This window comes from Variovorax sp. RKNM96, assembly GCF_017161115.1.
Taxonomy (GTDB): domain Bacteria; phylum Pseudomonadota; class Gammaproteobacteria; order Burkholderiales; family Burkholderiaceae_C; genus Variovorax.
Genome location: NZ_CP046508.1, coordinates 3160045 through 3186205, shown reverse-complemented (window position 1 = coordinate 3186205; position 26161 = coordinate 3160045). Strand labels below are relative to the sequence as shown.

The following is a 26161-nucleotide window of genomic DNA, read 5'->3' as shown; positions in this document are numbered from 1 at the left end:
TTCTCCGTGATGAGGTGTTCGTTCAGGGGCGCGGCGCCGAAGCGCGGATCTGCGCGGCGGTCACGGCCCAGGCCTTGCCGAGCATGCGCGAGAGGTAGGAGCCCGACTCCCACCCCACTTGCTGCGCCACCGAGAGCACCGAGTCGTCGGTGGTCTCGAGCAGGTAGCGCGCGCGTTCCAGGCGCTTGCGCTGCTGGAATTCGAGCGGCGACAGCTCGAACGCGATCTTGAAGATGCGCTCGACCTGCCGCCGCGAGAGCCGGTGCCGCTCGGCGAACGCATCGAGCGAGAGCGGGCGTGCGAGGTCCGCTTCGATGTCGTCGGCCAGCAGCGCCGCAAGCACCTGCGCGGGCGCGCCGCGGTCGTTCGGCTGCACGAGAGGATGGGCCGTGAGCCGCGCCGCCTCCATGACGAGTGCGCCGCAATGCGCGACGACGCGCTCCTCGGCCTCGCCCGCTTGCGCCAGCGACAGCATCTGCTGCGACAGCGCGGTGAGCGCGTTGCTGCTGGCACGCATGCCCTGCACGGGTGCGTGCACGCCCTGGGCGCGCAACGCCATCTCCCAGAACTCGGAATCGACGTACACCGCGACATGCGTCTGCCGCAGCGTCTGCGCGCTCGTCGCGTGGGCGGCGCCAGCGGCGAACCAGAGGAAGTGACCGGGCGAAGACTGCAGCGGATCGCCCTGCGCATCGACGATGTCGAAGCGTCCCGCCAGCGGCACAAAGAGCATGTCGCAATCGTGCGCATGCGTGCTGGTCGCGTAGCCCTCGCGCGCATTCGCCACCATCGTCGCCTTGTGGGCGAGCCGGTCGATGAACGGCGAAATCCGCAGGCCGGGCTGGGCGTCTTTCGGTGGCATGGGCGGGATTGTCGCCAATGTCGCTTTCGTGCGCGAGGGTGTCGCGATCCGGCGCACCTTGCCGGCCGCCTTCGACAAGACTAGCCCGCATCCCCCTGTCGATCCTGATCCCGCAAGGAACCCTCATGAACCCCTCGTCCCTCGTGCGTGCCGGCCTTCGCCTGGCCGCGGCCGGTGTGCTGGCAGCCGCAGCGACCGCGCATGCCGCCTATCCGGCCAAGGCGATCACCATCGTCGTGCCCTTCCCCGCGGGCGGTGGCACCGACGTGATCTTCCGCTCGGTGCAGGTCAAGCTGCAGGCCGAGTTGGGCGTACCGGTGATCATCGACAACCGCGCCGGCGCGGGCGGTACCGTCGGCACGGGCTATGCGGCCAAGGCCGCGCCCGATGGCTACACGCTGGTGGCAGCGACGACCACCACCATCGCCTCGGCACAGGCCGTGTATCCCAAGCTTCCCTACGACCCGTTGGCCGACCTGACGCCGGTCGGCACGCTCGGCACCACGCCGTTCGTGCTGGTGGTGTCGCCCGAACTGCCGGCGAAGAACCTGGCGGAATTCATCCGATACGCCAAGGCCAAGCCCGGCGCGCTCAACTACGGCAGCATCGGCAACGGCACCGCGAGCCACCTGGCAGCCGAGCTCTTCAAGCAGCGCACCGGCGTCGACATGACGCACATCCCCTACCGCGGCGCGGCGCCCGCGCAGACCGACCTGATGGCCGGCCAGATCCAGGCGCTGTTCGACAACCCCGTGGCGCTCGCGCCGCAGGTGCGCGCCTCGCGGATGCGCGCGCTGGCGATCAGCCAGCCCTCGGCGGTGTTCCCCGACCTGCCGACCTTCGAGGCCTCTGGCATCAAGGACTTCAAGCCCGAGCTCTGGTACGGCCTGATGGCGCCCGCCGCCACGCCGAAAGACGTGCTGCAGCGCCTGCGCACCGCCCTCGATAAGGTGCTGCAGGACCGCAACCTGCGCGCCGACATGCTGTCCAAGGGCGTCGCCCCGCAGAGCCTGAGCCCCGAAGCGTTCGCGCAAAAGATCCATGCTGACATCGCGCTGTGGGGCGGCATCGCCCGCGCCGTCAACGCGAAGGCCGACTGATGACCATGCAGCTCGTTCGCGTATTCGCCCTCCCCGGCGCCGACACCGGCGGCAACCCGGCGCCCGTCTGGCTCGATGCCGACGACATGACCACTGCGCAGATGCAGGAGCACACGCGCCTGAGCGGCCACGAATCGGTGTTCGTGTTGAAGCCGTCGGGCGCCGATCACCAATTCCGCATGCGCTACTTCGTGCCGCGCCACGAAATGGAGATGTGCGGCCACGCGACCATCGGTGCGCTGTGGCTACTGCATGAGCGCGGTCTGTGGAGCGGCGAGCCGGTGGCCATCGAGACACTGAGCGGCACCGTCCATGGCCGGTACGTGCAAGGCACCATCGAGATCAGCCAGCCGAGCGCCCGAGTGGAAGTCGTGGGCGACGCGCTGGTCCAGGAGATCGCGCGCTGCCTGGGCGTCGAGCCGCGACAGATCGTCGGACAGGTGCTCAATTCGGCGACCAGCCGCGTCAAGACCCTCATTCGCCTCGAAAGCCTGGAGGTGCTGCACACGCTGCGTGTCGACCTTGGCAGCGTCGAAGCGCTGTGCGACCGGCTGGACTCCACCGGCCTCTACCCCTACGCGCTGGCCGACAGCACCGGACCGATCGTCAGCGCCCGGCAGTTTCCGCGCTCGTCGGGATATCCGGAAGATGCGGCCACCGGCATCGCCGCCGCCGCGCTCGCTTGGGGCCTGCGCGAACAGGCACTGGCCGGCGATGCGGCCACGATCGTGACAGTCAGGCAAGGCGAAGCGATGGGCTCGCCCTCGATGATCGGCGTGCGGCTTCCCGCGCGTGGCGAGGAAGCGCAGGGCTGCTGGCTGCGCGGCGAAGCGCGGGCGATGTAGGGCCCGTTCAGGCACCCAGCAGCTTGACCAGCAACGGCACCAGCAGCGCCGTCGCGATGCCGTTCAGCCCCATCGCGAGCGCCGAGAACGCGCCGGCCGTCTCGTTCACCTGGATGGCCCGCGCCGTGCCGATGCCGTGCGCCGCCATGCCGACCGCGAAGCCGCGCACCGCGGGCTCCTTGATGCGCAGCAGGTTCAGGAGGCCCGTGGCCATGATCGCGCCCGAGATGCCGGCCACCGCTGCCGCCACCGCGGCCAGCGACGGCAGGCCGCCGATCTTCTCGGCCACGCCCATCGCGATCGGCATGGTGGCCGACTTCGATGCGAGCGACATGATCAGCTCGTGCGAGCCGCCCAGCGCCCACGCGATGCCGATGGCCGAGACGATCGCCGCCACCGATCCCACCAGCAGCGCCACACCGATCGGCAGCCACAGCCGCCGCAGCCGCGCGATCTGGCCGTAGAGCGGCACGGCCAGCGCCACGGTCGCCGGGCCGATCAGGAAGTGCACAAACTTCGCGCCTTCGAAGTAGGTGTCGTAGGGCGTGCGCGTGACGAGCAGCACCGTCACGATGACGACGACGGAGATCAGCACCGGGTTGACCACCGGGTTCGCACCGCTGCGCCGGTGCAGCCACAGCGCGCCCAGGTACGCCAGCAGCGTGAGCGACAGCCACAGCAGCGGCGACTGCGCAAGAAAGACCCAGATCTCGGAGAGCTTCGCGGGGGCGCTCATTCCGCGTTCTTCCCGGTGATGCGGATCATCCAGCGGAAGGTGAGCGCGGTGACGGTCATGGTGAAGGCCGCGCCGACGATGCCGGCCGCGAGGAACGGCAGCCACTCGCGCCCTACCCGCTCGAAATGCAGCATGACGCCGGTCACGGCGGGAATGAACAGCAGCATCAGGTTGCGCAGCAGATGGCCCGAGGTATCGGTCAGCGCCTGCGGCACGCTGCCGCGCACGAGCAACGCGATGAACATCAGCACCATGCCGATCAGCGGACCGGGGATCGGCAGGCCCAGCCACTGCACGAGCAGTTCGCCGGCCAGCTGGCAAAGGAAAAGCGAGGTGATGGCGTAGAGCATGTTTTCAATCTTCGGTGCAAGCGGCTGCGTGTGTCCAGGCCTCCTTCAGCGCCTGCTGGCTCTGCGGCGGCAGCACGCCCAAGCGCACGTGACCCGGCAAACCGAAGGAGGCGCAGTCGCGCAGCTTGATGCCGTCGGCGCGCAAGGCGGTTGTCAATCGGGTGTACGGGGTGTCGGTGCGGGCGCAGAAGAAATTGGCGTCGCTGGGGAGGCACTGCCAGTTCAGCGATTCGCAGAGGGCGCGCTGTTGCGCCTTCCAGGTTCGCAAGGTCTGCAGGCTTTGGGCGAGCCAGGCTTGTGCTTCGTCACCGGCCCAGGTTTCGAGCAATGCCACGCCGTGTGTGCCGATTGGCCACGACGGTGCGAGTCGTTCGAGCCGCCGCATCAGAGACTGGGCAGCGGCGTCGTCGGGTGCGATCGCATAGGCGGCGCGGATGCCGGTGAGGCCCATGGCCTTGTTCGGCGTCCAGAGTTGCCAGACGCGGTTGCGCTGCGCGGCATCGAGCGACGCCTGGCCTTCGAGGCGCAGCGGTTCGTAGGCCATGTCGAGCACGCAGGTGCCGCCGGATTGCGCATGCAACGCGAGATCGGCCTGCGCCTGCCCGAGCGGACTGGATGGCTCGCAGCACCAGTGCAACCCAGCGCCGTCGTGCGGCTCGGGCGCACGCAACACTTGCAGCCCCCAAGCTTGCGCCGCACGCTCGTAGTCGCCGTAGCTATGCGCAGGCAACCAGACCTGCCGGCCGCCGCGCTGCGCGACAGCCGCGCTGATGCGATGGATGAATTCGCTCGCGCTCGCGGCGATCACGATGCGCTCGCCCGCGACACCGTGAAATGCTGCGAGCCTTTCACGCAGCGACATGTACCGCGGATCGGGATAGTGCGCCGCATCGACCGCGCGCAACGCAGCCACCGCCGCCGGACACGCGCCCACCGCGTTGCCATTGGTCGAGAAATCGTGCAGCGCGGCGCCGGTCTCGTCGGGGCCGCCGTGCAGGGCACCGGTGGATGTCATGGCCACCTCGCCATCGCAAGGATCGCCCCCGACGCGACCACCGCCCACGCCAGCACCGCCCTGCCGCCCAGCACGGCGGTGCGGTGCGTATCTGCCGCCGCGGCTTTGCGCCCTTCGCCGTTCAAGGTGTAGACGCCGGGCTTGGCCAGTCGCACACCGACAAGCAGCGCCATCGCCGCCATGGGCCAGCCACTGTTGGGTGACGGTGTGCGGCGCGCCTCGCGCCCCAGGTCCCTCGGCCACTGCCATGCCGCCAGCACCAGCAGCAGCACGGTGATGCGCGCCGGAAGCCACGAGAGCACATCGTCGGCGCGTGCGGCCCATTTGCCGAGCCAGGTCCAGTCGCGGCCGTTGCGCAAACCGCGGTAGCCCCACATCGCATCTGCCGTGTTGGCGAAGCGGTAGAGGGCCGCGCCCGGCAGGCCGAGCAGCACGAACCAGAACAGCGGCGCCACCAGCGAGTCGTTGAGGTTTTCGGCCAGCGATTCGATCGCGCTCTCGCGCACCTCGCGCTCGCTGAGCGCGGAAACATCGCGGCTCACCAGCCGGGCCAGTTGCGCCCGGCCCGCATCGAGCGACACGGCCAGCGCCGCCTCGACCGCGAGCACTTCGTCGCGCAGCATCCGCCATGCGAAGAGCGGCTTGAGCAACAGCCCCAACAGCACGGCCGCGGCCCATGCAGGGAGGTGCAGCGTGATGAGCGATTGCAGCAGCAGCGCCGCGCACCAGACCGCCGTGCCGCCGATGCACCACGTCAACGCGCCAATGAAGAACAGCGGCAGGTCCACGCGCTTGGCCTGATGCGGCTGCGGCGCGATGCGCGAGCCGATCCAGCCGAGGTACTGGCCCATCCACACCACCGGGTGCAAACGCGCCGTGGGTTCGCCCAGCCAGCGGTCGATGACCAGCGCAAGCCAGAGCGCCGCGACGGCGACGAGGGCATGGGCGAAGGAGAAGGCTGGCATGGGCGCCGTCATTCTCGCGAATCAGGCGGAGGCTGCCGGGTGCCGCGTTCGGCCGCGCCGCCACTGCACGAAGGCGCCGAGCGCGATGAGCAACGCCGCGCCGAATGCGACCCAGAGACGGAGCACCACAGTCTCCGCCTTCGGTGGCGGTACCTCGTCGGGCGTGGGTTCGAGCTTGAGGCCGGTCACGGGCTGGGCGCTGCTGTCTGCCGTGGGTGTCGCCTCGTCGGGCGCCTGTGCCGGCGAAGGTGCGGCGATCGGCGCTGCCACGAGCGTCCTCTGTGCTTCCCGCATTTCAACCGGCGCAGTGACCCGCGGCGCCAGTTCCGCCTGCACGAAGCGCTGCACCGCCACATTGCGCTCGCGAAGACCCGTGGCACGCACAGCCTCGGCGTAGGCCGTTGCCAGCTCCCGCCGCGTCACGGTATCGGGCGCCCAATAGTTCAACCGCACCGCATCGAGCATGCGCTCCAGCGTCTGCGCGAAGGCTGCGCGGTTGTCGCCCTCCAGCCATTCGCGCGTGCCCAGCTTGTATCGGTCGCGCACATACACGTCGTGCAGCGACTGCCACTGGTCCTGCCTCACAGTGCCAGGCGCGGTGACCTGCCAGCCCCAGAGGAACTGCGCGGTCTTGAGCACCTGCAGCGTGCCGCTGTAGCCCTCGGCCTTCTGCGCTTCGATCCATTGCGGATGCAGGTAGCGCGTCTGCATCTCGCGCGCGATGGCGCCGGCGGCGGTGTCGGTGCGCACCGCGCCGCCGTCGCGCAGGTTCTGCACGTACAGCGCCGGATCCTTGCCCGTGAGTTGCCGCACGGCTTGCGCGATGCCGCCCAGATACTGGAACGGGTCGTCGTTGGTGAGCACGCCATAGAGATTCGACGTGCGCGCCATCAGCGCCGCATCGACCTGCGCGAGATTGCCGGCGTACGCACCCGGCCGCGCTGTGCCGTCGAGCCCCTGGCCGTACGCGTGCCCCATGCGGTCCGTGTAGAGCTGCGCCATCTGCGCATCGCCACCGCCGCGCCGCTGCGAAGTCCACACGTCGCTTGCGAGCGCGGCCTCCTCGAGCCCGGCGCCGTAGCTGCCCTGCTCGTTCGAGAACACGCGCGCGGTCGACCAGCGCTTCGCTTCGGCCGGCGTGGCGCCTTCCGCGCGCAACTTGCGGGCCAGCGCGTCGCTGTGTTGCGCGACGGCGTTGCCGGGCTCGTTCAAGGCGGCCACCTGCTGCACCGCCTCGTCGAGCCAGCGCATCACGTTCGGGAACTGATCGCGGTACGAACCGGTGACGCTGACCAGCACATCCATGCGCGGCCGCTTCAACGTCGATGCGGGCAGCACCTCGATGCCGGCGATGCGGCCTGCCTCGTCCCAGCGCGGCTTCACGCCCATGGCGTAGAAGGCCTGGCTCTCCAGCACGCCCTGGTGGCGCGAGGCCTCGCCGGCCCAGAGGGTGAAGGCAATCTTCTCGGGCGGCTTGCCGGCGTGGGTCTTGGCGTGCTCGGCGATCCAGGCATCCATCGCGGCGACGCCGATGTCCCACGCGGTGCGCGTCGGCACGCGGCTCGGGTCGAAGCCGTAGAGATTGCGACCGGTCGGAAGGCTGTCGGGGTTGCGCACGGGGTCACCGCCGTAGCTGGCCTTGAGGTAACGACCATCGAGTGCAGTGAGCAGGCCTTCGATTTCTTCGTTGTGCGCGAGTGCGGCGTCGATCTTCTGCGCGCGTTGAGCCATGGCTCGCAACGCTTCAGCCTTCGCGGCGTCTGCGCCCATCGCGCTCGCGGCTTCGACGTCCTTGACCGCGATTTCGACCCATCGTGCCGCGCGTGAGGCCGCGATGTTCTTCGCATCGATCAGGAACGCCTCATCGATGTCTTCCCCCAGCGCCTCGGCCAAGGGCTTGCCCAGGATCTGCAGGATGGTCATGCGACGCCGCTCCGCATCGGGTGCTTGCCCGAAGGTCGCCAGGCCCAGCGGCTGCGCGGTCTGCGCCAGTTCGTCCAGGTACGGATGCAGCACCGCGATGAAGCCCGCGAAGTCGGCGCGAATGCGCGCGGGCGGCCATTTCAGGTCGCGGTCGTAGTGCTGTTCGACGAACTCTGCAGCGAGCCGTTTTTCCATCGCACTTTTCACCGGCCCGGGCGACAGCGTCTCCCAGTCGTGCATCCGCTCATGCATCGCCTGCACGCCGGGCCTAAAGCCCACGGGCGCGAACATCGGCGTCGAGTGGCTCACCATCGTCGCGCGGCCGCGGCGCTTGGCGGTCGTGGCCTCGCCGAGGTTGTCCATGATGTACGGATAGACGTTGGGCAGGTCACCGAGCGCAAGCAGCGGATCGTCCTGCACCGAGAGCCCGCGCTCCTTGCCCGCCGACCATTCGACCGTGCCGTGCGTGCCCACATGCACGACCGCACTCGCGCCGAACTGGGTGCGCAGCCAGAGATAAGTCGCGAGGTAGCCGTGGCTCAGCGGAATCGCCGAGCGGTGGTAGACCTGCTCGGCCTTGCCCGCCACCTGCGTCCCCGGCTCGAAGCGCGGCGGCTGGCGCAGCACGACGACATGGCCGAACTGCACGCGCGGAATGACGAAGGCCTGCTCGCCCGCGACGGGCCGCAGCATCGTCGATTTCTCCGGCGGCCCCCAGTAGCTCTCGATGCGGCGTTGCGTCTCGGCAGGCAATGCGCGAAACCATGTGATGTAGCGCGACAGCGGCAGCGAATCGGCCAGTCCCTTGTCGAGCAGCGGCTGCAACGCATCGCCGCCATCGACCGGGTAGTAGGCCTTCATCGTGGCCTGCACCTGCGCGATGAGCGCATCCGCACCGGGTATCGCGGTGCGGTAGCCCGCCGACTGCATGGCCGCGAGCATGTTGTTCACGCTGCGCGGCACGTTGAGAAACGACGCGCCGAAGTTCGCCTCGCCGGGCGGGTAGTTGTAGACCAGCATCGCGACGCGCCGGTCCGCGGCCGGCGTGCGCTGCAGGCGCAGCAGCGCGGCCGACTTGGCAGCCACCGCGTCGATCTGCGCAGGCAGCGGCTGCAGCGTGCCGGCGGCGGCATCGCGTGCGCTCACGAGCATCGGATCGGTCATGCCGGCCAGTTCGCTCGGGCTGTAGTACGAGGCAATGTCGGTCTGTGCGAGGCCGTCCTTGCTCTCTGCCCACTGCGCGGCATCCATCGCGAGCGACGGCAGCGTCTGCAGCACCGGCACACCGATGCGTTCCAGCTCGGCCTTGCGCTCGTTCGGCGTGAAGACCAGCGAGGCGTTGACGATCAGGTCGGCCATGCGGCGCTCCTCCGCTCCAGCGGCGTGCGTCATGCGAAAGAACAGGTCCTTCTGCTGGCGCGGGCCGTAGAAGGCATAGGCGCGCAGGCCGCGCTGTTCGAGTGCGCCGATCAGGCTGTCGAGCCAGCCAGTGTCGTCACCCGTGAAAGTGGCGCTGTTGACGGCGATGGCGACGGTTCCGGCGGTGCCAGCCAGCCCGGCAATTGCAGAGATATCCGTTTCGATGCGCGGCCAGCGCGGGTGATAGAAGCCCGAGAGCGGCGTCGGCACGGGCGGCGGTAGTCCGTTCACATCGTCGATCTGCGCCAGCGCCTTCATCGCCGACTTCAGGTTGGCCGTGCCCGCGAACCGCCAGTACTCACGCAGTAGCTGTGCCCAGATCGAATCGACGCCCCTTTCGGCTGCGAGCGGTGCCGCACTCGATGCCTGCCCCTTGGCAACGAGCGCGAACTCTCCGATCAACACATACGGCACGGCACCGCGAGAAATCACATCACCGAATCGCGCCGCCGCGGCCTGCGCCACGCTGATGTGCGGCGCATCGATCACCAGCAGCCGCACGCCGGCCAGTGCCGCAGCCAGCGCTTCTGGCGAATCCTTCGCAGCCGACACCACCTGCAAAGGCAATCCCACTTCGCGCGCCGCCTCCTGCAGCCGCACCACGCGCGCCGGCGACACCAGCGACGTACTGAGCACCACGATGCGCGAAGGCTCGTCCGGCTCGGCGTGCGCGCAGAACGCCAGCGCCATCAGCAAGAGCCAGACAAGGAGGCGCGTCACTTCCCGCCCTGAACCGCAGGAACGGCGCCCGCAGGCACATAGACCATCGTGCCGTCCTTCAACCGCCAGGCCGTGCCGGCCTTCTCGCCGTCGCCCTGCCCCGTCGCGCCGCTGGCCTTGAAGCGCGTGACCTTCTGCCCCTCGCGCGTGATGATCTCCATGTCCGGCTTGCCCTCGTTGCGGATGATCGTGACCTTGTCCTGCGCGAACGGGTTTATCGGGTTGTTGATGACCGCGATCATCAGCATGCCGATCACCACCATGAACACGTCGATCAGGTTGATGGTCGAGAGCACCGGGTCGTCGTCATCACTGTCGAGGCTGCTCAATATCGAGAACTGCCTGCGGCTCATGAGAGGCGGTCCCGCGCATCGAGCACCGTCACCAGCTCGCGCATCAGCCAGCGCCGGCGCACGGTGTAGACCACGAAAGTGATCGAGGCCGAAGCCAGCGCCACGATCACTGCGGCGAACGCAGGCGCGAGGCTTTGCGCCACGCCCTGCGATTCGCCCGAGGCAACGGCCACCAGCGCAGGCCCCATCGGGATCATCGTGGCGATCAGCCCGAGCATCGGCGCCACGCGGCTGCACAGGCGCACGCCTTCGAGTTGCTTGAGCACCACCAGCTCCATCTGCTCCTGGCTCGCATCGGCGTGGCGCTTCAGCACCAGCGCGCGCAACGGGTTGCGGCGGCGTTGCAGGTACTCGATGCCGAAGGCGCCAAGGCAGTACACCGCGTAGACGAAGGACAGCAGCACGCCGATCGTCACGGGCCAGAGGAACAGGCGCGCGAGTTCGAAGAGAACGGAATCGAAGGCCGGCATCAGGCAGGTTCCACGGCGGATGGGGTGGGAGAAAACAGGTCCGACGGCTGGCCCCAGCATTCGTCGAACACGAGCGAAGAGAGCGGCTCGCGCTTCGCCCAGCGTTCGCGCTGCAGCATCGGCTCTTCGTAGAAATCGTGCACCGGGCCAAGGCACAGCAGCGCGATGGGTTCGGCGCCTTCGGGCAGGCCGAGCAAGGCGCTCAGTTCGACCGGGTCGAACAGCGACACCCACCCCATGCCCAGCCCCTCGGCGCGCGCCGCGAGCCAGAGGTTCTGGATGGCGCAGGAGGCCGAGGCCAGGTCCATCTGCGGCAGGGTGCGGCGGCCGAACACGTGCCTGTCTCGATCGTCCGCGAGCGACACGGCCAGCAACTCGGCCGCATCGAGAAGGCCCTGCACCTTCAGGCGCATGAACTCGTCCTCGCGCTCGCCAAGGGCGCGCGCCGTGAGCACGCGTTCGCGCTCGACCGTATCGTGCAGGCGCTGGCGCAACGCGGCATCGCGAACGCGGATGAAGCGCCACGGCTGCATGAACCCGACGCTGGGCGCGTGATGCGCCGCTTCGAGCAGCTTGCGCAGCATCTCGGGCGCCACCTCGCCGCCCGCGAAGTGCCGCATATCGCGCCGCTCGCGAATGGCGCGGTACACCGCCCTCGCCTCGTCGGCCGCGAATGCGTGTTGCTGCGCCATCGCGCTCAATCTTCGATGCCGCGCTGCGCCGGAATGCCGGCCTTGAACGCGTGCTTGACCATCGTCATCTCGGTCACGGTATCGGCCAGCTCGATGATTTCCGGTGGGCAGCGGCGTCCCGTGAGCGCCACATGCACGTGCTTGGGCCGCGCACGCAGCGTTTCAAGCACGCCTTCGAGCGGCAGCCAGCCGTAGATCAGCGGATACGTGATCTCGTCGAGCACCACGAGGAAGAATTCGCCCGAGAGGATCGCCGCCTTGGCCTTCTCCCACCCGTCGCGCGCAAGCTGGCCCGAGCGTTCGAGGTCCTGGCTCTTCCAGCTGAAGCCGTCGCCGAGCCCTTCGATCGGAATGCCGATCTGCTCGAACATGCGGTGTTCGCCGAAGCGCGCCGAGGGCACCTTCATGAACTGGTAGATCTTCACGGCCTTGCCGCGGCCATGGGCGCGCAGCGCGAGGCCGAAGGCTGCGGTGCTCTTGCCCTTGCCGTCGCCGGTGTTGACGATGACGATGCCGCGGCGTTCGCCCTCGGGCTTCTCGTAGGGCTTTTCGCTGGGGGGAGTTTCGATCTGCATGTGTGTTCCTTGCTTATTTCGGCAGCGCGATCCACTGGTCCGCCACGCGGTGCACGCGGATGCGGTGGTCGAACACCTGTTCGAGCGCGGTGTGGGTGGCCGGGTCGTCGCAGCCGCCGTGGTGCACCACGCGGCCCTTGTCCATCACGACCATTTCGTCGGCGGCCAGTGCCATCGGCAGTTCGTGCAGCACGCTGACCACGGTACGGCCCTGGGCCACGAGCGCACGGGCGGTCTGCATCCAGTCGGCCTGGTGCGGCGGGTCGAGGTTGGCGAGCGGCTCGTCCATCAGCAGCACCTGGGCCTCGACGGCGAGTGCGCGAGCGAGCAGCACACGTTGGCGCTCGCCGCCCGAGAGCTGGCCGAGCGGGCGGTCGCGCCAATCCCAGGCTTGCGTGCTGCGCAGCGCGCGCTCCACGGCGTCGCGGTCGGCCGCACTCGGAGCCGCGAGCCAGCGCTGATGCGGCAGGCGGCCGAGCATGGCGACGTCGTAGACCATCAGGTCGTCGGCGCTCGCCTCGCCCGTGCCGCTCTGGCCGAGCCACGAGAGGCGCTGCGCGCGGATGCGGGCCGGGATCTTTCCCTCGGCCTCGCCAAACAGCCGCACCTCGCCGCGATGCGCGAGCAGGCCCGCGAGCGCCTTGAGCAGCGTCGACTTGCCCGCGCCGTTCGGGCCGACGATGCTGGTCCAGCGGGCGGACGAAAGTGCGAGATCGATGCCGTGCAGCACCTCGGTCGTGCCGAGCGTGGCGCTGACTTGGCGAGCCTCGATGGCGGGGCCGCTCATGCCAGGCCTCCACGCGCGCCGCGTCGATGCATGAGCCACAGCAGATAGCTGCCACCGAGCACAGCGGTGAGCACGCCCACCGGCAGCTCCTGCGGCGCGATCAGCCAGCGCGCCAGCAGGTCGGCCGCCATCAACAACAGGCCGCCCATCAACGCCGCGAGCACGATCAACCGCGCATGCGTGGTCTTGACCACCGAGCGCACGAGATGCGGCGCCGCGAGGCCGACGAAAGCGATCAAGCCGGTCTGCGCAACGGCCGCGCCGGTGGCGAGCGCGAGTACCACGACCAGCGCGGCGCGCATGGCGCCCAGCGGCAGGCCCAGGCTGCGGGCGGTCGCCTCGCCGAGCGCCAACCCATCAAGCACCGGCGCGAGCGCCCAGGCCGCCAGCAGGCACACCGCGCAGACCGCGCCCATCACGGCGCAGGCGCTCCAGCCGACGAGACCAGTGCTGCCGAGGATGAAACCCTGGATGGCCTGCAGGATGTCCGCCGAAGCGATGGTGATCAGATCCTTCGCGGCGCCGAGCACCACGCCGACGATCACGCCCGCGAGCAGCAGCCGCAGCGTCTGCTGCACACCGCGCGCCAGCGTCAGCGTGAGCAGCACCGCGAGCACGGCGCCGATGAAGGCCGCGCCGGTGAGCCCGAGGCGCATCACCCACTGCGTGCTCGCGGCCGAACCACCGAACATCATCAGCGCCACCGCCACGCCCAGCGATGCGCCCGAGGCGCTGCCGAGCAGATAAGGATCGGCCAGCGGATTGCGGAACAGCCCCTGCGCCACCGCCCCGGCGAGCCCGAGCAACGCGCCCGCAAGCCACGCGCCAAGCGTGCGCGGCAGGCGGATGTCCCACACGATCTGCAGCGCGACCGGGTCGTGCCGCGCGGCCAGCAGGCTCTCGAAACCGGTGCTGCCGATGCCGAGGCCGAACAGCAGCAGCGCGACGCCCAGCCCCAGCAGGGCCGCGCCGAGCAACACGACGCGGCGCAAGTGCGCGGTATGCATGTGGGCGGCGTTCACTGGCCCTTGTCCACCAGGCATTGCGCCATCAAGCGCGCCGCTTCGTCCATCCGCGGACCGGGGCGCACGAGCACATCGGACTGCAGCGCATCGAAACGGCAGATGCGTCCTTCGCGCACCGCGCGGATGCCGCCCCAGCCGGGCCGCTGCTCCAGCCCCTGCGCGCTGCGCACGCTGACCATGATGAGGTCGGGATTGGCGCGCACCACGTACTCGGGGTTGAGCTTGGGAAACGGCCCGAGCTTGGCCGGCACGATGTTCTTCATGCCCAGCCGCGTGAGCGTCTCGCCGATGAACGACGACTCGCCCGCCGCATACGGCGTGCTGTTGACCTCGAAGTACACGCGCTTGCCCTTCGCGCTCGCAGGCACTGACTGCGCCGCCGCCGACACGCTCGCATCGATCACGCGCCAGACGCGCGGCGCCTCGTGCGTGCCGAGCACCTGGTCGAGCTTGTCTAGCACGCGCTGCACATCGGCATGGCTCTTGGGTTCGAGCACCAGCACCTTCAGGCCCAGCGCCTCGAGCCGCTGCGTGACGCGCGACGACTTGGCCAGCAGCACCGCATCGGGCTTGAGCGCGACGATGGCTTCCACGTTGGGATCGATGCCGCCGCCCATCTGCGGCAAGGCGCGCACGGCCGCCGGCGAGTTGGAATAGTTGTCGACACCCACCAGCCGCTCGCAGGCGCCGAGCGCGCAGACGGATTCGGTGAGCGATGGCAGGAGCGAGACGATGCGCTGTGGCGGCTGCGGCAGGCTCACGGTGACGCCGCGTTCGTCGACCACGTCGAAGGCGTGCGCCGCGAGTGCGCACAGCATCAGGCCGATGGCAGCGGCGAACGATGAAATCCGGCGCAGCTTCATCAGGCGGGCGCCTTCAGGCTCAGCGGCAGGCCGGCCGCCATCAGCGTCACGCGGCTGCAGGCGGCGGCCACGTCCTGGTTCAGCCGGCCCAGCGCATCGACGAAGGCGCGGGTCTCGCGCCCGAGCGGAATCACGCCCAGGCCGATCTCGTTGCCGACCAGCACCACCGGTCCGCGCGCCTCGCGCAGGGCGATCAGCAACATGGTGATATGGGCCGAGGGCGTGCGCGTCACCGGCCGCGCGGCTTCGGTGCGCAACGGCATCAGCAGGTTGGTGAGCCAGAGCGTGAGGCAGTCGACCACCACCAGCGTCTCGGGTGCGCTCTGGGTGACGATGGCGCGCGCGAGCTCGACCGGCTCCTCGATGGTCCGCATGCCGGGCACGCGCTCGGCGCGGTCGGCCTGGTGGCGCACGATGCGCTCCTGCATCTCGTCGTCGTAGGCCTGGGCGGTGGCGATCAGCACGGCGCGGTTGGTGCCGGGCGCGGCGGCGAGCCAGTCGATGGCGCGCTGCTCGGCGCGGCGCGACTTGCCGCTCTTTTGTCCACCGAGGATGAATTCGTGCTCAACGCTCATCGATCTCTCCCTTTGCTGCATCGTGGCCCAGCTCGATCGGCATGGCGCCGAAGAGCCGCGCCGCGGCTTCCGGACTGGAGGCGAACCATGCGTGGAAATAGCTGGCCCGCACCGGGCCATGCACATAGAAAGCCTCGCCTCCGCGCGCACCGACAGCCTGCGTGGCGCCGGGCCGGGCGGTGTGGGCCGAAGGTACGAGCGGCGTTTCGCAGCGCGAATAGTGAAAGGTGTGGCCGCGCAGGGTGTGGCTTCCAAGCTGAAGCTGTTGCGGTCCGAGGCCGGCAAGGCGCTTTTGCATCGTCACGCGGCCGGGAAGCAGGCCCCACACGCGGTGGACCTGCTGCGGCTCCGCATCGGTGTGCGTGGCCAGTTCGTCGAACAACGCCATCATGCCGCCGCACTCGGCCCAGATGGGCTTGCCCGCGGCGGCGTGCGCGGCCAGGGAGGCACGCATCGATTCGTTGGCTGCCAGGGCTTCGGCATGCAGCTCGGGGTAGCCGCCCGGAAGCCAGACGGCGTCGCAGGCCGGCAACGAATCGCCCGCCAGCGGCGAAAAGAATGAAAGCCGCGCGCCGAGTGCCGAGAGCACGTCGAGGTTCGCGGGATAGATAAAGGAGAACGCCGCATCGCGCGCGATGGCGATCGTGCGGCCTGCCAGCAGCGGCGACGTGGCGGGCTCTTCCGCGGCGGGCACAGCGAAGCGCACCTGCGGCAACTGCGAGACCGGCAATTGGCCCAAGGGAGTCTCGGCCAGCACATCGGCCGCCGCATCGAGCCGCGCCATCGCGTCGTCGAGCTCGCCCGCGCCGACGAGGCCCAGGTGCCGCTCGGGCAACGCGAACCTCGGATCGCGCGGCAAGGCACCCATCCATTGCGAAGGCTCGCGCAATGCGTCCTTCAGCATGCCCGCGTGCCGCTCGCTCGCCACGCGATTGGCCAGCACGCCGGCCCACGGCAGGCCGGGCTTGAAGTTCTGCAGTCCATAGGCCAGCGCCCCGAAGGTGCCGGCCATCGCGTGCACATCGATCACGGCCAGCACCGGGAGGCCGAAGCGCTCCGCGAGATCGGCCGCGCTCGGCGTGCCGTCGAACAGACCCATCACGCCTTCGACGATCACGAGATCGGCATCGACCGCCGCGGCACGCAGGCGGGTCCTGCAATCGGCCTCGCCCGTCATCCACAGGTCCAGCGAATGCACCGGCGCGCCGGTGGCGAGCGCCAGCCAGTGCGGATCGAGAAAGTCAGGCCCGCACTTGAAGGCCCGCACCCGCCGGCCCTTGCGCGCATGCAGCCGCGCGAGCGCAGCCGCCACCGTGGTCTTGCCCTGCCCCGAGGCCGGCGCGGCGATCAGCACCGCGGCACAGGTGGCTGCGGTGCCGTGTCGTGGCGAAAGGTCGTTTACTGCGGTGTCCACTTGAGGCCGAGGTAGGCGCTGCGGCCCCCGTTGGCGTAGAGGCGTGCGTACTGGTAGTCCTTGTCGCCCACATTGTCGATGCGGGCCACGAGGTTCAGGTCCCGTGCGATCTGCGTACTGGCCGACAGGTTCAGCAGCGTGTAGCCGCCGAGCTTGACCTTGTTGGCCGTGTCGTCGTAGCGCTGGCTCGAAGCCTGCACTTCGGCGCCCAGCGTCCAGCCGGCCACGCGCCAGTCGGCGCCCAGCGTGCCGTGGCGCTTGGCGCGGCGTGCGAGCAGGTTGCCGGTCTCGGCGTCCTTCGGGTCCTGCACATCGAACGAGGCGCGCAGCGTGACGTCGCCGATGCGCTGGCTGGCCGACAGCGTGGCGCCCTGCAGCGTGGCGCGGTTCACGTTGGTGTAGCAGCCGAACGACGAGGCGCAGCCCGTGGCGGTGCCCACGAAGTTGATCAGGTTGCGCACGCGGTTGCGGTAGACCACGATGCCGGCGGTGGTGCCGTCCTTGGCGTAGTTCAGGCCCAGCTCGACGTTGCGGCTGTCTTCGGGCCGCAGCGTCGCCACGCCGTATTCGCTGAAGCGCTGGTAGAGCGTGGGCACGCGGAACGCGGTGCCGGCCGATGCGGTGAAGCGCAGCGACGGCAGGATGGCGAAGCCGTAGGCGGCGCTGCCGGTGGTCTTGCCGCCGAACTCGCTGTCCCTGTCGCGGCGCACATGCAGTTGCAGCGAATGCGGGCCCTGCACAAAGCCGTAGCCGAGCGCGAGTGCGTTCTGCGAGCGGTCTTGCGAGAACAGCTTGGCCGAGGTGGTGGGTGCGTTTTCCAGCGCGTCTTCGCGGCGCTCCAGCGTGGCCGTCACCAGGTGCGGGCCGAAGCGGAACTCGTTCTGGAACAGGTAGCCGCGCAGGTTGGTTTCGGTGCGGTAGAACGAAGGCTGCGTCTTGTAGACCGATTGCGAGTCGGTCACCTGCACGCGGGTGCTGTAGATGTCGTTCCACTTGGCCGACCAGGTGAGGCCGGCGGTGCGCAGCGTGTTGGTCGAGACGTCGTTCCTGAACACGATCGGCGGCTTGGTCCGGAAGCTGATCGAAGCGTCGTAGCCGGCTTCGATGTTGCTCTGGAGCAAGGTGGCTTCGATGCGCTGGTCGGGCGTGATCTGGAAGCCCAGCTTCAGGTTGCCCGAGGTGCTGCGGTAGCCGTCGCGGTCGGGGCTGGTGAAGCCGTCCTTCGAGGGCGTGCGCTTGTCGGCGGGCTGCACATTGAAGCCCTTGCTCTCTTCATGCGCGACACCGAACGAATAGTCGAACAGGCCCGACTTGCCGCTCACGCCGCCTTCGATCTTGCGCAGGCCGTGGCTGCCGAAGCCGATGCCCGCGTAGGGCGACACGCCCTCTTCGCCGCGCTTGGTGAAGAGCTGGATCACGCCGCCGATGGCGTCCGATCCGTACACCGCGGCGGCCGGGCCGCGCAGCACTTCGATGCGGTCGATCTGCGCAAGCGGAATGCCTTCCCAGCCGGCGCCGCCGGTCGATTGCGAGTCGATGCGCACGCCGTCCAGGTAGACGGCCGTGAAACGCGTCTCGGCCCCGCGGATGTAAAGGCTGGTGGAGTTGCCCACGCCGCCGTTGCGCGTGATCTCGATGCCGGGCTGGCGTGCCAGCACATCGGCCACGCCGGTCGCACCGCTGCGCTCGATGGTCTGGCGATCGATGATGGTCACGTCGCCTACGAGGTCCGACAGCGGTTGCGGCGTGCGGTTGGCCGTGACCACCGTTTCGCCGAGCGTGGCCGCGGCTTGTTGTTCCTGCGCATGCGCCAGCGTGGGCAGTTGGATCAGTGCAAGGCCGCCGAAGGCCGAGGCCAGTGCGAGCGGCAGGCAGGCAAGGCGGCGATGGCGGATGGGCGCAGGCGCGCGACCGCGAGAAGCGCGGGAAAGAGAAACGCAGGAAATCATGAGTGAGCCGAACGAACGTCAATGCCCCTGGCCGGCCTCCCCGCCGGCGCCCTGGGCGCAATGACCGCCGCGGGCATGAACCGGGTTCTATTCGTTCATGCATGCGGCAGCCGCCTTGTTGGCCGGTATCCGGGCTGGCAGAACAGCCCCTGCCGCCTTCCCAGGCGCCTGTTTCAGGGCGCCCAGTGGCTGGATGGAAGGGGTGGCGCCTGGCGGCGCCGTCTGCTTGACCGTTGCGGGGGCAGCGCAGGCGGCTTCGGCCTTGGTCCGATGTCCGGCTTGCGGACTTCTCGGGGGCGTTCACTCCTGCTTCCCGTTGAACTGCGCCGTGCGAACCACGGCGCGAGCACCAACGGGCGGGATTTTAGGCCCTGCGGCGGCGGCGCTAAGTCGAAAGTTGTGGCTGCTGCGCCACTCGTACCCGGGGGGCTACTTCGATTTGGCCGGGCGGACCGCCATCACCTCGATCTCGACCAGGTAGGCCGGGTTGGCCAGTGCGGCCACCTGCATCGCCGAGCGCACCGGCAGTTTGGGCTGCGCCGTGGTGCCGAAGAACTGGGTGTAGCCCTCCATGAAGCCGGCGAAGTCCATCTTGTTGTCCTTGGCCGGGTCGCCCACCAGGAACACCTGCATCTTCACCACGTCCCCCATCGTGAGGCCCAGGCCCGTGAGGCTTTTCTCGATGGCCTTGAGCACGCCAACGGTCTGGCTCTTGGTGTCGCCGCCATAGGCCGCGGCACTGTTCTTGGGCGCGGCCGCATCCTGCAGCGGCGGCACCTGGCCCGAGAGGTACACGTTGGTGAAGGACGAAGGGATTTCCACCGCGGCCGAGATCGGGAAGGTGGAGTTCGGAATGCGGTGGCGAATGATGTCGTCGGCCGCGTGCGCCGCACCGCAAGCGGCTGTGAACAGGGCGGCGGCGAGCGCCAGTTTCTTCGTCTGGGTGAGGAGGGTCATGGTCATGCGTGTTGTCTCTCTGCTGGTGGATGAATGAATAAATGAAGGATCTGCCGGAGGTCGCGGGGAAGTCAAGGCCGCAGCTTCTTGATGCTCTCCGCGGGAATCGCATCGGCGTACTGGTTGCCGAAATGCGTGCGCGCATAGCCGACCACCGAAGCGATCTGCTCGTCGCTCAGCATCTTGCCGAAGGCGGGCATGCCCTTCTGGCCGTTGATGACCACATAGAGCGGGTACTCCGCGCTCGCCAGGCGCGGATTCGATGCGAGCGCGGGGTACGCGCCCGCGCCTTTCGCGCCCTGTCCCTGCGCCATGTGGCAGCCCTGGCAGGTGGCGCGGTAGATCGATTCGCCCGAGCTCTCCTGGAACCGGGGGCCGACGGAGAACGCGGGCTCGGGCGATTGCGCCAAAGCGTGCCCGCTCATCGCGGCGATGGCGCCGAACGAAAGGCCGAGCAGTGCGTGCCGGAAGGTCGTGAGGTTGTTGTTGTTCATGGTGGATGTGTCCTTCACTCGGCGGTCATGCGGCGACGGCGCGAGCATGCAGCCGCTGGATGGCATCGAGCGACGAGAGCAGTGCGCCCTCTTGCCAGGCCGGAATGTAGGAAGCGTGTTCGCCCGCGAGCGCGATGCGCCCGTCGACCTGGCACAGGTTCTTGTAGTGCTTCTGGCGCGTCTCGTCGGTCCACATGCCGTAGCAGCCGTGCGTGCCGGGCACGCGGTGCCAGCCGACCGAGATGCCGTTGTCGAACTCGCTCGCGTACTGCGGATGCAACTGCGTGCCGAACTCGACCGCGCGGCGCACGCGCTCCTCGGGTGCCATCGCGGTGAATTCGTAGGAATTCGGGCCGTCGAACACATAGGCGCCGAGCACCACCGCCTTGCCCTTGGCGCCGTAGCGCGTCGAGGGGTACGAGATGCGCGAGATCGGCAAATCGGTGTAGCTGATGCCGCCGTAGATGTGCTCGTCTTCTTCCCAGAAGCGGCGCTTGAACTGCAGGCCCACTTTCACCGATGCGCCATAGGGCACGGCGTTGATGGCTTCCTGCATCGGGGCGCCGACCTGGATGTCGATCTGGCTCAGCACCGACAGCGGAATGGTGCACAGGCACCAGTCGGCCTTGGCCTGCGTGACCGCACCGCCCTTGGCTTCATCGGTGTAGGTGACGGTGACGCCGCGGTCGTTCTGCTCGATCTTGGTGACCTTCGCGCCGTAGCGGATGAGGCTGCCGACTTCTTTCTGGAAGGCCTTGGCGATCATGTCCATGCCGCCCACGGGCTGGAAGATCGCGCTCTGGAATTCGTAGTCCTGTCCGCTTGCGATGTAACGCCAAAGGCTTGATTGCAGCAGCTCGCTCATGTCGAGCGGCTTCGATGGCTTGGCCAGCGGCATGAGGCCGCCGCCCGCATCGACTTCATAGCCGCGGCGGTCGCTGCTGATGGTGCCTTCGCGATAACGGAACTGCGTGTCGAGCGCGCCCCAGCGGCGCAGGCCTTCGAGCAGTTTCTCCTTGTCCTCCTTCGTCAGCGCCGCATCGAGGTTGCCCTGCTGCGTCGCCTTGCCGAGCAACTCGGCCACATAGCCCTGGTAGTCGGCCTGCACATGGCGATAGCGCTGCGGCTTGCCGCCATAGGCCTTGGTCGAATGCACGAGCGCGTTGTAGTTGACTTGAATGAAAGGCTCGAGCGCAACGCCCAGCCGCTTGCAGTAGCCAAGCACCGCGTGGTGATGAAAAGGTATGCGCCACGGACCGGGATTGAAGTACTCGCCCTTTGCGAAACCGCACTGCTGCACCGCGCCACCGAGTTCGGTGAAGGTGTCGCCGCCGCGCAGCGTCCAGCAGCGGCCGCCTGCACGGTTGCTGAACTCGAGCACCTTCACCGAGTAGCCCGCGGCGCGCAACTCGAGCGCAGCGGCCATGCCGGCCAGGCCTGCACCAAGAACCAGCACCGAAGCGCCCTTCTTTGCACCATCAAGTTTCGGAGGGCCGTTGTAGTTGGACTCGGCAGCGAAACCGAGAGAAGTCATCGCCTGGTACATCGCGCCGCCGCCGGCGGTCTTGCCGATGAGCGTGAGCAGGTCACGCCGACTGAATAGAGTGTTGTTCTTCGTGGTCATGAGGTGGCTATAAATGTTTGAAACGCCACGGCGAAGGCAGCAGAATCCATGCCAGACAAGGCACCGCGCGCCCTGCCGGCGGGCCCCATTCCCCGGGAAACTACAATCGCCAACCATGCCCGCCTCCAGCCCCATCGATCAGATCGCCGAGCGTGTGGAACGCTTGCTCGTGCGTCACGAAGAGGTACAGCGCACCAATGCGCTGCTCCAGGAACAGGTCGATGCGCTCGTGCGCGAACGCGACGGGCTCAAGTCGCGGCTCGCCGCGGCACGCACGCGCCTGGATGCGCTGCTCGAGCGGCTGCCGGCTGAACCACCTCCCGAAGACTCCACCGCATGAAGCAGATAGAAGTACAGATCATGGGCCAGAGCTATTTGCTCGGCTGTCCCGACGGCGGCGAGCCGCAATTGCGCGATGCGGTCGAACGCGTGGATGCCGCCATGTGCAAGATCCGCGATGCGGGAAAAGTCAAGGCGCGTGATCGCATCGCGGTGCTGGCTTCATTGAACCTGGCCTTCGACCTCGCGGCGCAGCAGGCGGCTGCAGTTGCGGCGCCTGCCGCAATAGCGCGCGCGCCTACCACGGCTGAGCCCGGAGAAGTCGATGCCAAGGCCGCCCAGCTCATTCAAAAGCTCGATCAGGCGCTGGCCGGCGATGGTCATTTGCTCTGAATGAACACCATGGACTCATACGGAGCGTAAAATCCGAACTGTCTGCGGTGCGCGTCGGGCTTAATATTTCCTTGTTCCAATGCTCTCCGGAGCCGGGCTTGGTACATCGCTTGACGGGCGTGATCATCTCGCGTCAGATGAACCCGAAGTCTTGCTGCCCTCGCCCACCTGAACCCTGGTTCAGGATGCGGGTTCGGCGCCCACTTGCAGACACCTTTTTCCATCGGCACGGCCCCCAGCACACACTGCTCGGGGCCGTTGCTTTGTCCGAAGACCCGCAACGTGACCGATCTCCTCGACCCCCTCCTGATTCTTGAACTGGCCGCGCTCGGCCTGGGCACCGGCTTTCTCGCGGGGCTCCTGGGCATCGGCGGCGGCATGCTGATGGTGCCGTTCATCACGATCATCATGGGCCACCGCGGCGTGTCGTCCGACCTCGCGGTGAAGATGGCGATCGCCACCTCGATGGCCACGATCATCTTCACCTCGGTCTCCAGCGTGCGCGCGCACCACAAGCGCGGCGCGGTGCGCTGGGACATCGTCAAGCGCCTCGCCCCCGGCATCGTGATCGGCAGCCTGGCCGGGAGCCTGGGCGTGTTCGCGCTGCTCAAGGGCACGGCCCTGGCCATTTTCTTTGCGCTCTTCGTGGGCTTCTCGGCCACGCAGATGTTCCTCGACAGGAAGCCCAAGCCCACGCGCCAGATGCCGGGCACCGGCGGCCAGCTCGCGGCCGGCGGGGTGATCGGCTTCATCTCGGGCCTGGTGGGCGCGGGCGGCGGCTTCATCAGCGTGCCGTTCATGACGTGGTGCAACATCTCGATCCACAACGCGGTGGCCACCAGCGCCGCGCTGGGCTTTCCCATCGCGGTGGCCAATGTGATGGGCTATGCGATCAGCGGCCAGTCGGTGCAGGGCCTGCCCGCGGGCTCCTTCGGCTACATCTGGCTGCCGGCGCTGTTGGTGATTGCCGTCTGCAGCGTGTTCACCGCGCCGCTGGGCGCCAAGGCCGCGCACACGCTGCCCGTGAAGAAGCTCAAGCGCGTGTTCGCGAGCATCCTGTACCTGCTGGCTGCCTACATGCTCTGGAAGGGCCTTCAAGGCTGAAGAAAGGCCCCTTGGCCTCGGGTGTGACCCGTTGCGATGCGCCAGGCGCAGCCGTATAACGGTTTCATGAAAATCCTCATCGCCGTCGACGGCAGCGCCTACACCCGCAAGGCGCTCGACTACCTGATCGCCAACCGCGCGATGTTCGTGGACGGGCATGAGCTCATCGTGGTCCACGTGTGCACCGGCATCTCGGGCCATGTGACGCGGCACCTCACCAAGGAGATCGTCGCGGAGTACTACGCCGAAGAGAGCGCCAAGGTGCTCGATCCGGTGAAAGCGCTCCTGGCCGAGAAGGACATCGGCAACTACACGATCGACAAGCGCCACGGCCATCCGGCCGAGGAAATCCTCAAGTCGGCCACCGCCACGCATGCCGAGCTGATCGTGCTCGGCACCCACGGCCACGGCATCTTCGGACGCGCGCTGATGGGCTCGGTAGCCACCAAGGTGATCGGCGAAACCGATATCTCGGTGCTGCTGGTCCAGTAAGCGGCTCGGTTGCTATTGCACACGCTGCTGCCGCCACTCGCGCGGCGAGCAGCCGAAGCGCTCGCGGAACGCGCGGCTGAAATGCGCCGCATCGTTGAAGCCGCGCCCATACGCGATCTCCCCCACCGGCTTGCCTGCAAGACGCGGCTCCAGCAGGTCGCGGCTGCAGGCTTCGAGCCGGCGTTCCCAGATGTACTGCGAGGGCGTCAGCGGCTCGCTCTTGAAGACGCGGTGGACGTGGCTCGCCGACACCCCGAGCGAAGCCGCGATGCTGCCCACCGACAGCGAAGGATCGGCCAGTTGCTCGTCGATGCACCGCTTCACGCGCGCGAGGTGGTACGCCGTGAGGTTGCTGAGCGATGGCGCACGCGCCGCCGGCAGCGTTTGCAGGCCCGCCACGAGGATGCTCTGCACGCCATTGGCCACGGCAAGCGCTGATGCCGGCTGCAGCGTGTCGATGTCTTCGCGCAGCGTGCGGATCATGCCGAGCAGGAGATGCCCCGCACCTTCCCTGCCCGACACCGTGGTCGCCGTCAGCGCCTCGGTATCGCGCAGCTCGCTGCGCAGGCGCTCGCCGGGCAGCTTGAGCACGATCTGCTCGAACTTGTCGTCGAACAGCAGCTGGTAGGGCCGCGTGCTGTCGTACAGCGCGAAGTCGCCGGCCGAGAGCACCGCGTCGCGCCCGTCCTGGCGCACCACGCCGCGCCCCTGCGCCTGGATGCTCACGAGGAAATAGTCGTCGCCCGAGCGCGCGATGTGCCCGCTCGTGCGCATGACCTTCTGCGCGCCCGACTTCACCACCGACACATCGAGGCTGGGCAGCGAGTGCTGGCGGATGCTGCCTTCGAAGCGGCCGATGTCGTCCGGCCGCACCGGGTCGCACCCAAGCTGCACGTAGACGTTGCAGATCATGTCGGTCCAGTAGGCCAGGCGCTGGTCGCGCGCCACGGCATCGGTGCTGAGCAACTGGTTCATGGGGGTCCCCGGAAAGCGCATGCAACGCTGGAACAAGAACGCCGCCAGTTCGGATCAAGGCGTTCCGCGGCGGCGAATCTACGCTTCAAGCAACCCGCATGCCACCGCGCAAACCCGCGTTGGGGGTGTGCGAAGTTGTTTCATCCACCACCTCCGGAAGCCCGCCATGCCCACCACAGTTCACCCCAAGCTCCGCGTCGCTGCCGTGCAGGCCGCGCCCGTGTTCCTCGACCTCGACGGCACCATCGACAAGACCATCGACCTCATGGCCCAGGCCGCGGGCCAGGGCGTGAAGCTCATCGCCTTTCCCGAGACCTGGGTGCCCGGCTACCCGTGGTGGATCTGGCTCGATTCGCCCGCCTGGGGCATGCAGTTCGTGCAGCGCTACAACGACAACGCGCTGGTGGTCGGCTCGGCCGAGTTCGACCGCATCAAGGAGGCTGCGCGCAAGCACAGGATCTGGGTGTCGCTCGGCTACAGCGAGAAGGCCGCGGGCAGCCTCTACATTGCACAGGCGCTGATCGACGACCAGGGCAACACCGTGCAGACGCGCCGCAAGCTCAAGCCCACGCACGTGGAGCGCACCGTGTTCGGCGAAGGCGACGGTTCCGACCTCGCGGTGGTCGAGACGGCCATCGGCAATGTCGGATCGCTCTCTTGCTGGGAGCACCTGCAGCCGCTCAGCAAGTACGCGATGTATGCGCAGAACGAGCAGATCCACTGCGGCGCATGGCCCAGCTTCTCGCTCTACCGCGGCGCGGCCTATGCACTCGGGCCGGAGGTCAACAACGCCGCGAGCCAGGTCTACGCGGTCGAGGGCCAGTGCTTCGTGGTCGCACCGTGCGCCACGGTCTCGCCTGCGATGAGCGAGCTGATGTGCACCGATGCCGGCAAGCAACAGATGCTGCGCACCGGCGGCGGCTACGCACGCATCTACGCGCCCGACGGCTCGCCGCTCGGCACACCGCTGGCCGAAGACCAGGAAGGCCTGGTGATTGCCGACATCGACCTGGGCATGATCTCGCTCGCCAAGGCGGCGGCCGATCCGAGCGGCCACTACTCGCGACCCGACGTCACGCAGTTGCTGCTCAACAAGACGCGACGCGAGCCTGTGGTGCTGCAGCGCTCGCCCGAGCCCGAGAGCAGCGTGCCGGAAGCGGTGACCGCGGGCACCGAGCCGCGCCTGCAGCTCGCGGCCTGAGATC

Annotated in this window: 27 protein-coding genes and 1 riboswitch; of the genes, 7 read left to right on the top strand and 20 right to left on the bottom strand. The window is 68.3% G+C overall.

Annotated elements, in window-relative coordinates; all coding sequences use genetic code 11:
- Positions 1-22 precede the first annotated feature (22 nt).
- Positions 23-862, bottom strand: coding sequence for an AraC family transcriptional regulator (locus tag GNX71_RS14665; protein WP_206178984.1), 840 nt, complete (start codon positions 860-862; stop codon positions 23-25).
- Between the two features lie 125 nt (positions 863-987).
- Between GNX71_RS14665 and GNX71_RS14660 the strand changes: the two genes are divergently transcribed.
- Positions 988-1962 carry a tripartite tricarboxylate transporter substrate-binding protein gene (locus GNX71_RS14660; RefSeq protein WP_206178983.1) on the top strand — a complete coding sequence of 325 codons (975 nt, stop codon included), beginning with the start codon at positions 988-990 and terminating at the stop codon, positions 1960-1962.
- Positions 1962-2807 carry a PhzF family phenazine biosynthesis isomerase gene (locus GNX71_RS14655; protein ID WP_206178982.1) on the top strand — a complete coding sequence of 282 codons (846 nt, stop codon included), beginning with the start codon at positions 1962-1964 and terminating at the stop codon, positions 2805-2807. The genes GNX71_RS14660 and GNX71_RS14655 overlap by 1 nt, the downstream gene beginning before the upstream one ends.
- Before the next feature lie 7 nt (positions 2808-2814).
- Here GNX71_RS14655 and GNX71_RS14650 read toward each other — a convergent pair whose 3' ends face one another.
- From GNX71_RS14650 to GNX71_RS14565, 18 genes are all read right to left on the bottom strand, one after another.
- Entirely contained in the window at positions 2815-3543 is a 729-nt protein-coding gene (locus GNX71_RS14650; protein ID WP_206178981.1) for an LrgB family protein, read from the bottom strand.
- The gene (locus tag GNX71_RS14645) at positions 3540-3893 is read right to left on the bottom strand and encodes a CidA/LrgA family protein (RefSeq protein ID WP_206178980.1); all 354 of its coding nucleotides are present in this window, start codon (positions 3891-3893) and stop codon (positions 3540-3542) included. The genes GNX71_RS14650 and GNX71_RS14645 overlap by 4 nt, the downstream gene beginning before the upstream one ends.
- A 4-nt stretch (positions 3894-3897) precedes the next feature.
- Positions 3898-4908: an aminotransferase class I/II-fold pyridoxal phosphate-dependent enzyme gene (locus GNX71_RS14640; RefSeq protein ID WP_206178979.1), complete on the bottom strand. Its 1011-nt coding sequence runs from the start codon at positions 4906-4908 to the stop codon at positions 3898-3900.
- A complete protein-coding gene (gene cbiB / locus GNX71_RS14635) occupies positions 4905-5873 on the bottom strand; it encodes an adenosylcobinamide-phosphate synthase CbiB (RefSeq protein ID WP_241027272.1) in 969 nt (322 codons plus the stop codon). Before cbiB ends, GNX71_RS14640 begins: the two co-directional genes overlap by 4 nt.
- Positions 5874-5894: 21 nt before the next feature.
- Positions 5895-9935, bottom strand: a complete 4041-nt coding sequence (gene cobN / locus GNX71_RS14630; RefSeq protein WP_206178977.1) for a cobaltochelatase subunit CobN — start codon at positions 9933-9935, stop codon at positions 5895-5897.
- On the bottom strand, positions 9932-10288 hold the full coding sequence (locus GNX71_RS14625; protein WP_206178976.1) for a DUF2149 domain-containing protein: 357 nt from the start codon (positions 10286-10288) through the stop codon (positions 9932-9934). Before GNX71_RS14625 ends, cobN begins: the two co-directional genes overlap by 4 nt.
- Positions 10285-10758: a MotA/TolQ/ExbB proton channel family protein gene (locus GNX71_RS14620; RefSeq protein WP_206178975.1), complete on the bottom strand. Its 474-nt coding sequence runs from the start codon at positions 10756-10758 to the stop codon at positions 10285-10287. Before GNX71_RS14620 ends, GNX71_RS14625 begins: the two co-directional genes overlap by 4 nt.
- Complete coding sequence (gene bluB / locus GNX71_RS14615; RefSeq protein WP_206178974.1) at positions 10758-11450, bottom strand: 5,6-dimethylbenzimidazole synthase; 693 nt, start codon at positions 11448-11450, stop codon at positions 10758-10760. The genes GNX71_RS14620 and bluB overlap by 1 nt, the downstream gene beginning before the upstream one ends.
- Before the next feature lie 5 nt (positions 11451-11455).
- Positions 11456-12025, bottom strand: coding sequence for a cob(I)yrinic acid a,c-diamide adenosyltransferase (gene cobO, locus GNX71_RS14610; protein WP_013541785.1), 570 nt, complete (start codon positions 12023-12025; stop codon positions 11456-11458).
- A 13-nt stretch (positions 12026-12038) separates the two neighbouring features.
- On the bottom strand, positions 12039-12812 hold the full coding sequence (locus GNX71_RS14605; RefSeq protein WP_206178973.1) for an ABC transporter ATP-binding protein: 774 nt from the start codon (positions 12810-12812) through the stop codon (positions 12039-12041).
- Positions 12809-13819 (bottom strand): iron ABC transporter permease, encoded by a 1011-nt coding sequence (locus tag GNX71_RS14600; protein WP_206179488.1) that lies wholly within the window; start codon positions 13817-13819, stop codon positions 12809-12811. The genes GNX71_RS14605 and GNX71_RS14600 overlap by 4 nt, the downstream gene beginning before the upstream one ends.
- An 11-nt stretch (positions 13820-13830) precedes the next feature.
- Positions 13831-14700 carry a helical backbone metal receptor gene (locus GNX71_RS14595; protein WP_206178972.1) on the bottom strand — a complete coding sequence of 290 codons (870 nt, stop codon included), beginning with the start codon at positions 14698-14700 and terminating at the stop codon, positions 13831-13833.
- Positions 14700-15275 (bottom strand): bifunctional adenosylcobinamide kinase/adenosylcobinamide-phosphate guanylyltransferase, encoded by a 576-nt coding sequence (locus tag GNX71_RS14590; RefSeq protein ID WP_206178971.1) that lies wholly within the window; start codon positions 15273-15275, stop codon positions 14700-14702. Before GNX71_RS14590 ends, GNX71_RS14595 begins: the two co-directional genes overlap by 1 nt.
- Positions 15265-16689 (bottom strand): cobyrinate a,c-diamide synthase, encoded by a 1425-nt coding sequence (locus GNX71_RS14585; RefSeq protein ID WP_206178970.1) that lies wholly within the window; start codon positions 16687-16689, stop codon positions 15265-15267. Before GNX71_RS14585 ends, GNX71_RS14590 begins: the two co-directional genes overlap by 11 nt.
- Complete coding sequence (locus GNX71_RS14580) at positions 16674-18638, bottom strand: TonB-dependent receptor (RefSeq protein ID WP_206178969.1); 1965 nt, start codon at positions 18636-18638, stop codon at positions 16674-16676. The genes GNX71_RS14585 and GNX71_RS14580 overlap by 16 nt, the downstream gene beginning before the upstream one ends.
- Positions 18639-18740: 102 nt before the next feature.
- Positions 18741-19007: riboswitch (cobalamin riboswitch) on the bottom strand.
- 60 nt (positions 19008-19067) lie between these two features.
- Positions 19068-19595 (bottom strand): RidA family protein, encoded by a 528-nt coding sequence (locus GNX71_RS14575; RefSeq protein WP_241027319.1) that lies wholly within the window; start codon positions 19593-19595, stop codon positions 19068-19070.
- A gap of 71 nt (positions 19596-19666) precedes the next feature.
- Entirely contained in the window at positions 19667-20089 is a 423-nt protein-coding gene (locus tag GNX71_RS14570; protein WP_241027271.1) for a cytochrome c, read from the bottom strand.
- A gap of 25 nt (positions 20090-20114) precedes the next feature.
- Complete coding sequence (locus tag GNX71_RS14565; RefSeq protein ID WP_206178966.1) at positions 20115-21713, bottom strand: flavin monoamine oxidase family protein; 1599 nt, start codon at positions 21711-21713, stop codon at positions 20115-20117.
- Between the two features lie 115 nt (positions 21714-21828).
- Between GNX71_RS14565 and GNX71_RS14560 the strand changes: the two genes are divergently transcribed.
- The 4 genes from GNX71_RS14560 to GNX71_RS14545 all read left to right on the top strand — a co-directional run bounded on the left by GNX71_RS14560 (position 21829) and on the right by GNX71_RS14545 (position 23981).
- Positions 21829-22053, top strand: a complete 225-nt coding sequence (locus tag GNX71_RS14560; protein WP_013541792.1) for a hypothetical protein — start codon at positions 21829-21831, stop codon at positions 22051-22053.
- Positions 22050-22385, top strand: coding sequence for a cell division protein ZapA (locus GNX71_RS14555; RefSeq protein WP_206178965.1), 336 nt, complete (start codon positions 22050-22052; stop codon positions 22383-22385). The genes GNX71_RS14560 and GNX71_RS14555 overlap by 4 nt, the downstream gene beginning before the upstream one ends.
- 282 nt (positions 22386-22667) lie before the next feature.
- Positions 22668-23489, top strand: a complete 822-nt coding sequence (locus GNX71_RS14550; protein ID WP_206178964.1) for a sulfite exporter TauE/SafE family protein — start codon at positions 22668-22670, stop codon at positions 23487-23489.
- A gap of 66 nt (positions 23490-23555) precedes the next feature.
- Positions 23556-23981 carry a universal stress protein gene (locus tag GNX71_RS14545; protein ID WP_206178963.1) on the top strand — a complete coding sequence of 142 codons (426 nt, stop codon included), beginning with the start codon at positions 23556-23558 and terminating at the stop codon, positions 23979-23981.
- A 12-nt stretch (positions 23982-23993) separates the two neighbouring features.
- Here GNX71_RS14545 and GNX71_RS14540 read toward each other — a convergent pair whose 3' ends face one another.
- A complete protein-coding gene (locus GNX71_RS14540) occupies positions 23994-24956 on the bottom strand; it encodes a helix-turn-helix domain-containing protein (protein ID WP_206178962.1) in 963 nt (320 codons plus the stop codon).
- Positions 24957-25122: 166 nt separating this feature from the next.
- Between GNX71_RS14540 and GNX71_RS14535 the strand changes: the two genes are divergently transcribed.
- A complete protein-coding gene (locus tag GNX71_RS14535) occupies positions 25123-26157 on the top strand; it encodes a carbon-nitrogen hydrolase family protein (protein WP_206178961.1) in 1035 nt (344 codons plus the stop codon).
- Positions 26158-26161 lie beyond the last annotated feature (4 nt).

Bases quoted from the DNA above. Each gene is read 5' to 3' on its own strand.
- GNX71_RS14660 (WP_206178983.1), top strand. From the start codon at position 988: ATGAACCCCTCGTCCCTCGTGCGTGCCGGCCTTCGCCTGGCCGCGGCC.
- GNX71_RS14640 (WP_206178979.1), bottom strand. From the start codon at position 4,908: ATGACATCCACCGGTGCCCTGCACGGCGGCCCCGACGAGACCGGCGCC.
- cbiB (WP_241027272.1), bottom strand. From the start codon at position 5,873: ATGCCAGCCTTCTCCTTCGCCCATGCCCTCGTCGCCGTCGCGGCGCTC.
- GNX71_RS14645 (WP_206178980.1), bottom strand. From the start codon at position 3,893: ATGCTCTACGCCATCACCTCGCTTTTCCTTTGCCAGCTGGCCGGCGAA.
- GNX71_RS14595 (WP_206178972.1), bottom strand. From the start codon at position 14,700: ATGAAGCTGCGCCGGATTTCATCGTTCGCCGCTGCCATCGGCCTGATG.
- GNX71_RS14620 (WP_206178975.1), bottom strand. From the start codon at position 10,758: ATGCCGGCCTTCGATTCCGTTCTCTTCGAACTCGCGCGCCTGTTCCTC.
- GNX71_RS14665 (WP_206178984.1), bottom strand. From the start codon at position 862: ATGCCACCGAAAGACGCCCAGCCCGGCCTGCGGATTTCGCCGTTCATC.
- GNX71_RS14600 (WP_206179488.1), bottom strand. From the start codon at position 13,819: ATGCATACCGCGCACTTGCGCCGCGTCGTGTTGCTCGGCGCGGCCCTG.
- GNX71_RS14570 (WP_241027271.1), bottom strand. From the start codon at position 20,089: ATGAACAACAACAACCTCACGACCTTCCGGCACGCACTGCTCGGCCTT.
- GNX71_RS14580 (WP_206178969.1), bottom strand. From the start codon at position 18,638: ATGATTTCCTGCGTTTCTCTTTCCCGCGCTTCTCGCGGTCGCGCGCCT.
- GNX71_RS14545 (WP_206178963.1), top strand. From the start codon at position 23,556: ATGAAAATCCTCATCGCCGTCGACGGCAGCGCCTACACCCGCAAGGCG.
- GNX71_RS14540 (WP_206178962.1), bottom strand. From the start codon at position 24,956: ATGAACCAGTTGCTCAGCACCGATGCCGTGGCGCGCGACCAGCGCCTG.
- cobO (WP_013541785.1), bottom strand. From the start codon at position 12,025: ATGCAGATCGAAACTCCCCCCAGCGAAAAGCCCTACGAGAAGCCCGAG.
- GNX71_RS14560 (WP_013541792.1), top strand. From the start codon at position 21,829: ATGCCCGCCTCCAGCCCCATCGATCAGATCGCCGAGCGTGTGGAACGC.
- GNX71_RS14605 (WP_206178973.1), bottom strand. From the start codon at position 12,812: ATGAGCGGCCCCGCCATCGAGGCTCGCCAAGTCAGCGCCACGCTCGGC.
- GNX71_RS14590 (WP_206178971.1), bottom strand. From the start codon at position 15,275: ATGAGCGTTGAGCACGAATTCATCCTCGGTGGACAAAAGAGCGGCAAG.
- GNX71_RS14535 (WP_206178961.1), top strand. From the start codon at position 25,123: ATGCCCACCACAGTTCACCCCAAGCTCCGCGTCGCTGCCGTGCAGGCC.
- GNX71_RS14565 (WP_206178966.1), bottom strand. From the start codon at position 21,713: ATGACCACGAAGAACAACACTCTATTCAGTCGGCGTGACCTGCTCACG.
- GNX71_RS14655 (WP_206178982.1), top strand. From the start codon at position 1,962: ATGACCATGCAGCTCGTTCGCGTATTCGCCCTCCCCGGCGCCGACACC.
- GNX71_RS14625 (WP_206178976.1), bottom strand. From the start codon at position 10,288: ATGAGCCGCAGGCAGTTCTCGATATTGAGCAGCCTCGACAGTGATGAC.
- GNX71_RS14555 (WP_206178965.1), top strand. From the start codon at position 22,050: ATGAAGCAGATAGAAGTACAGATCATGGGCCAGAGCTATTTGCTCGGC.
- bluB (WP_206178974.1), bottom strand. From the start codon at position 11,450: ATGGCGCAGCAACACGCATTCGCGGCCGACGAGGCGAGGGCGGTGTAC.
- GNX71_RS14650 (WP_206178981.1), bottom strand. From the start codon at position 3,543: ATGAGCGCCCCCGCGAAGCTCTCCGAGATCTGGGTCTTTCTTGCGCAG.
- GNX71_RS14575 (WP_241027319.1), bottom strand. From the start codon at position 19,595: ATGACCCTCCTCACCCAGACGAAGAAACTGGCGCTCGCCGCCGCCCTG.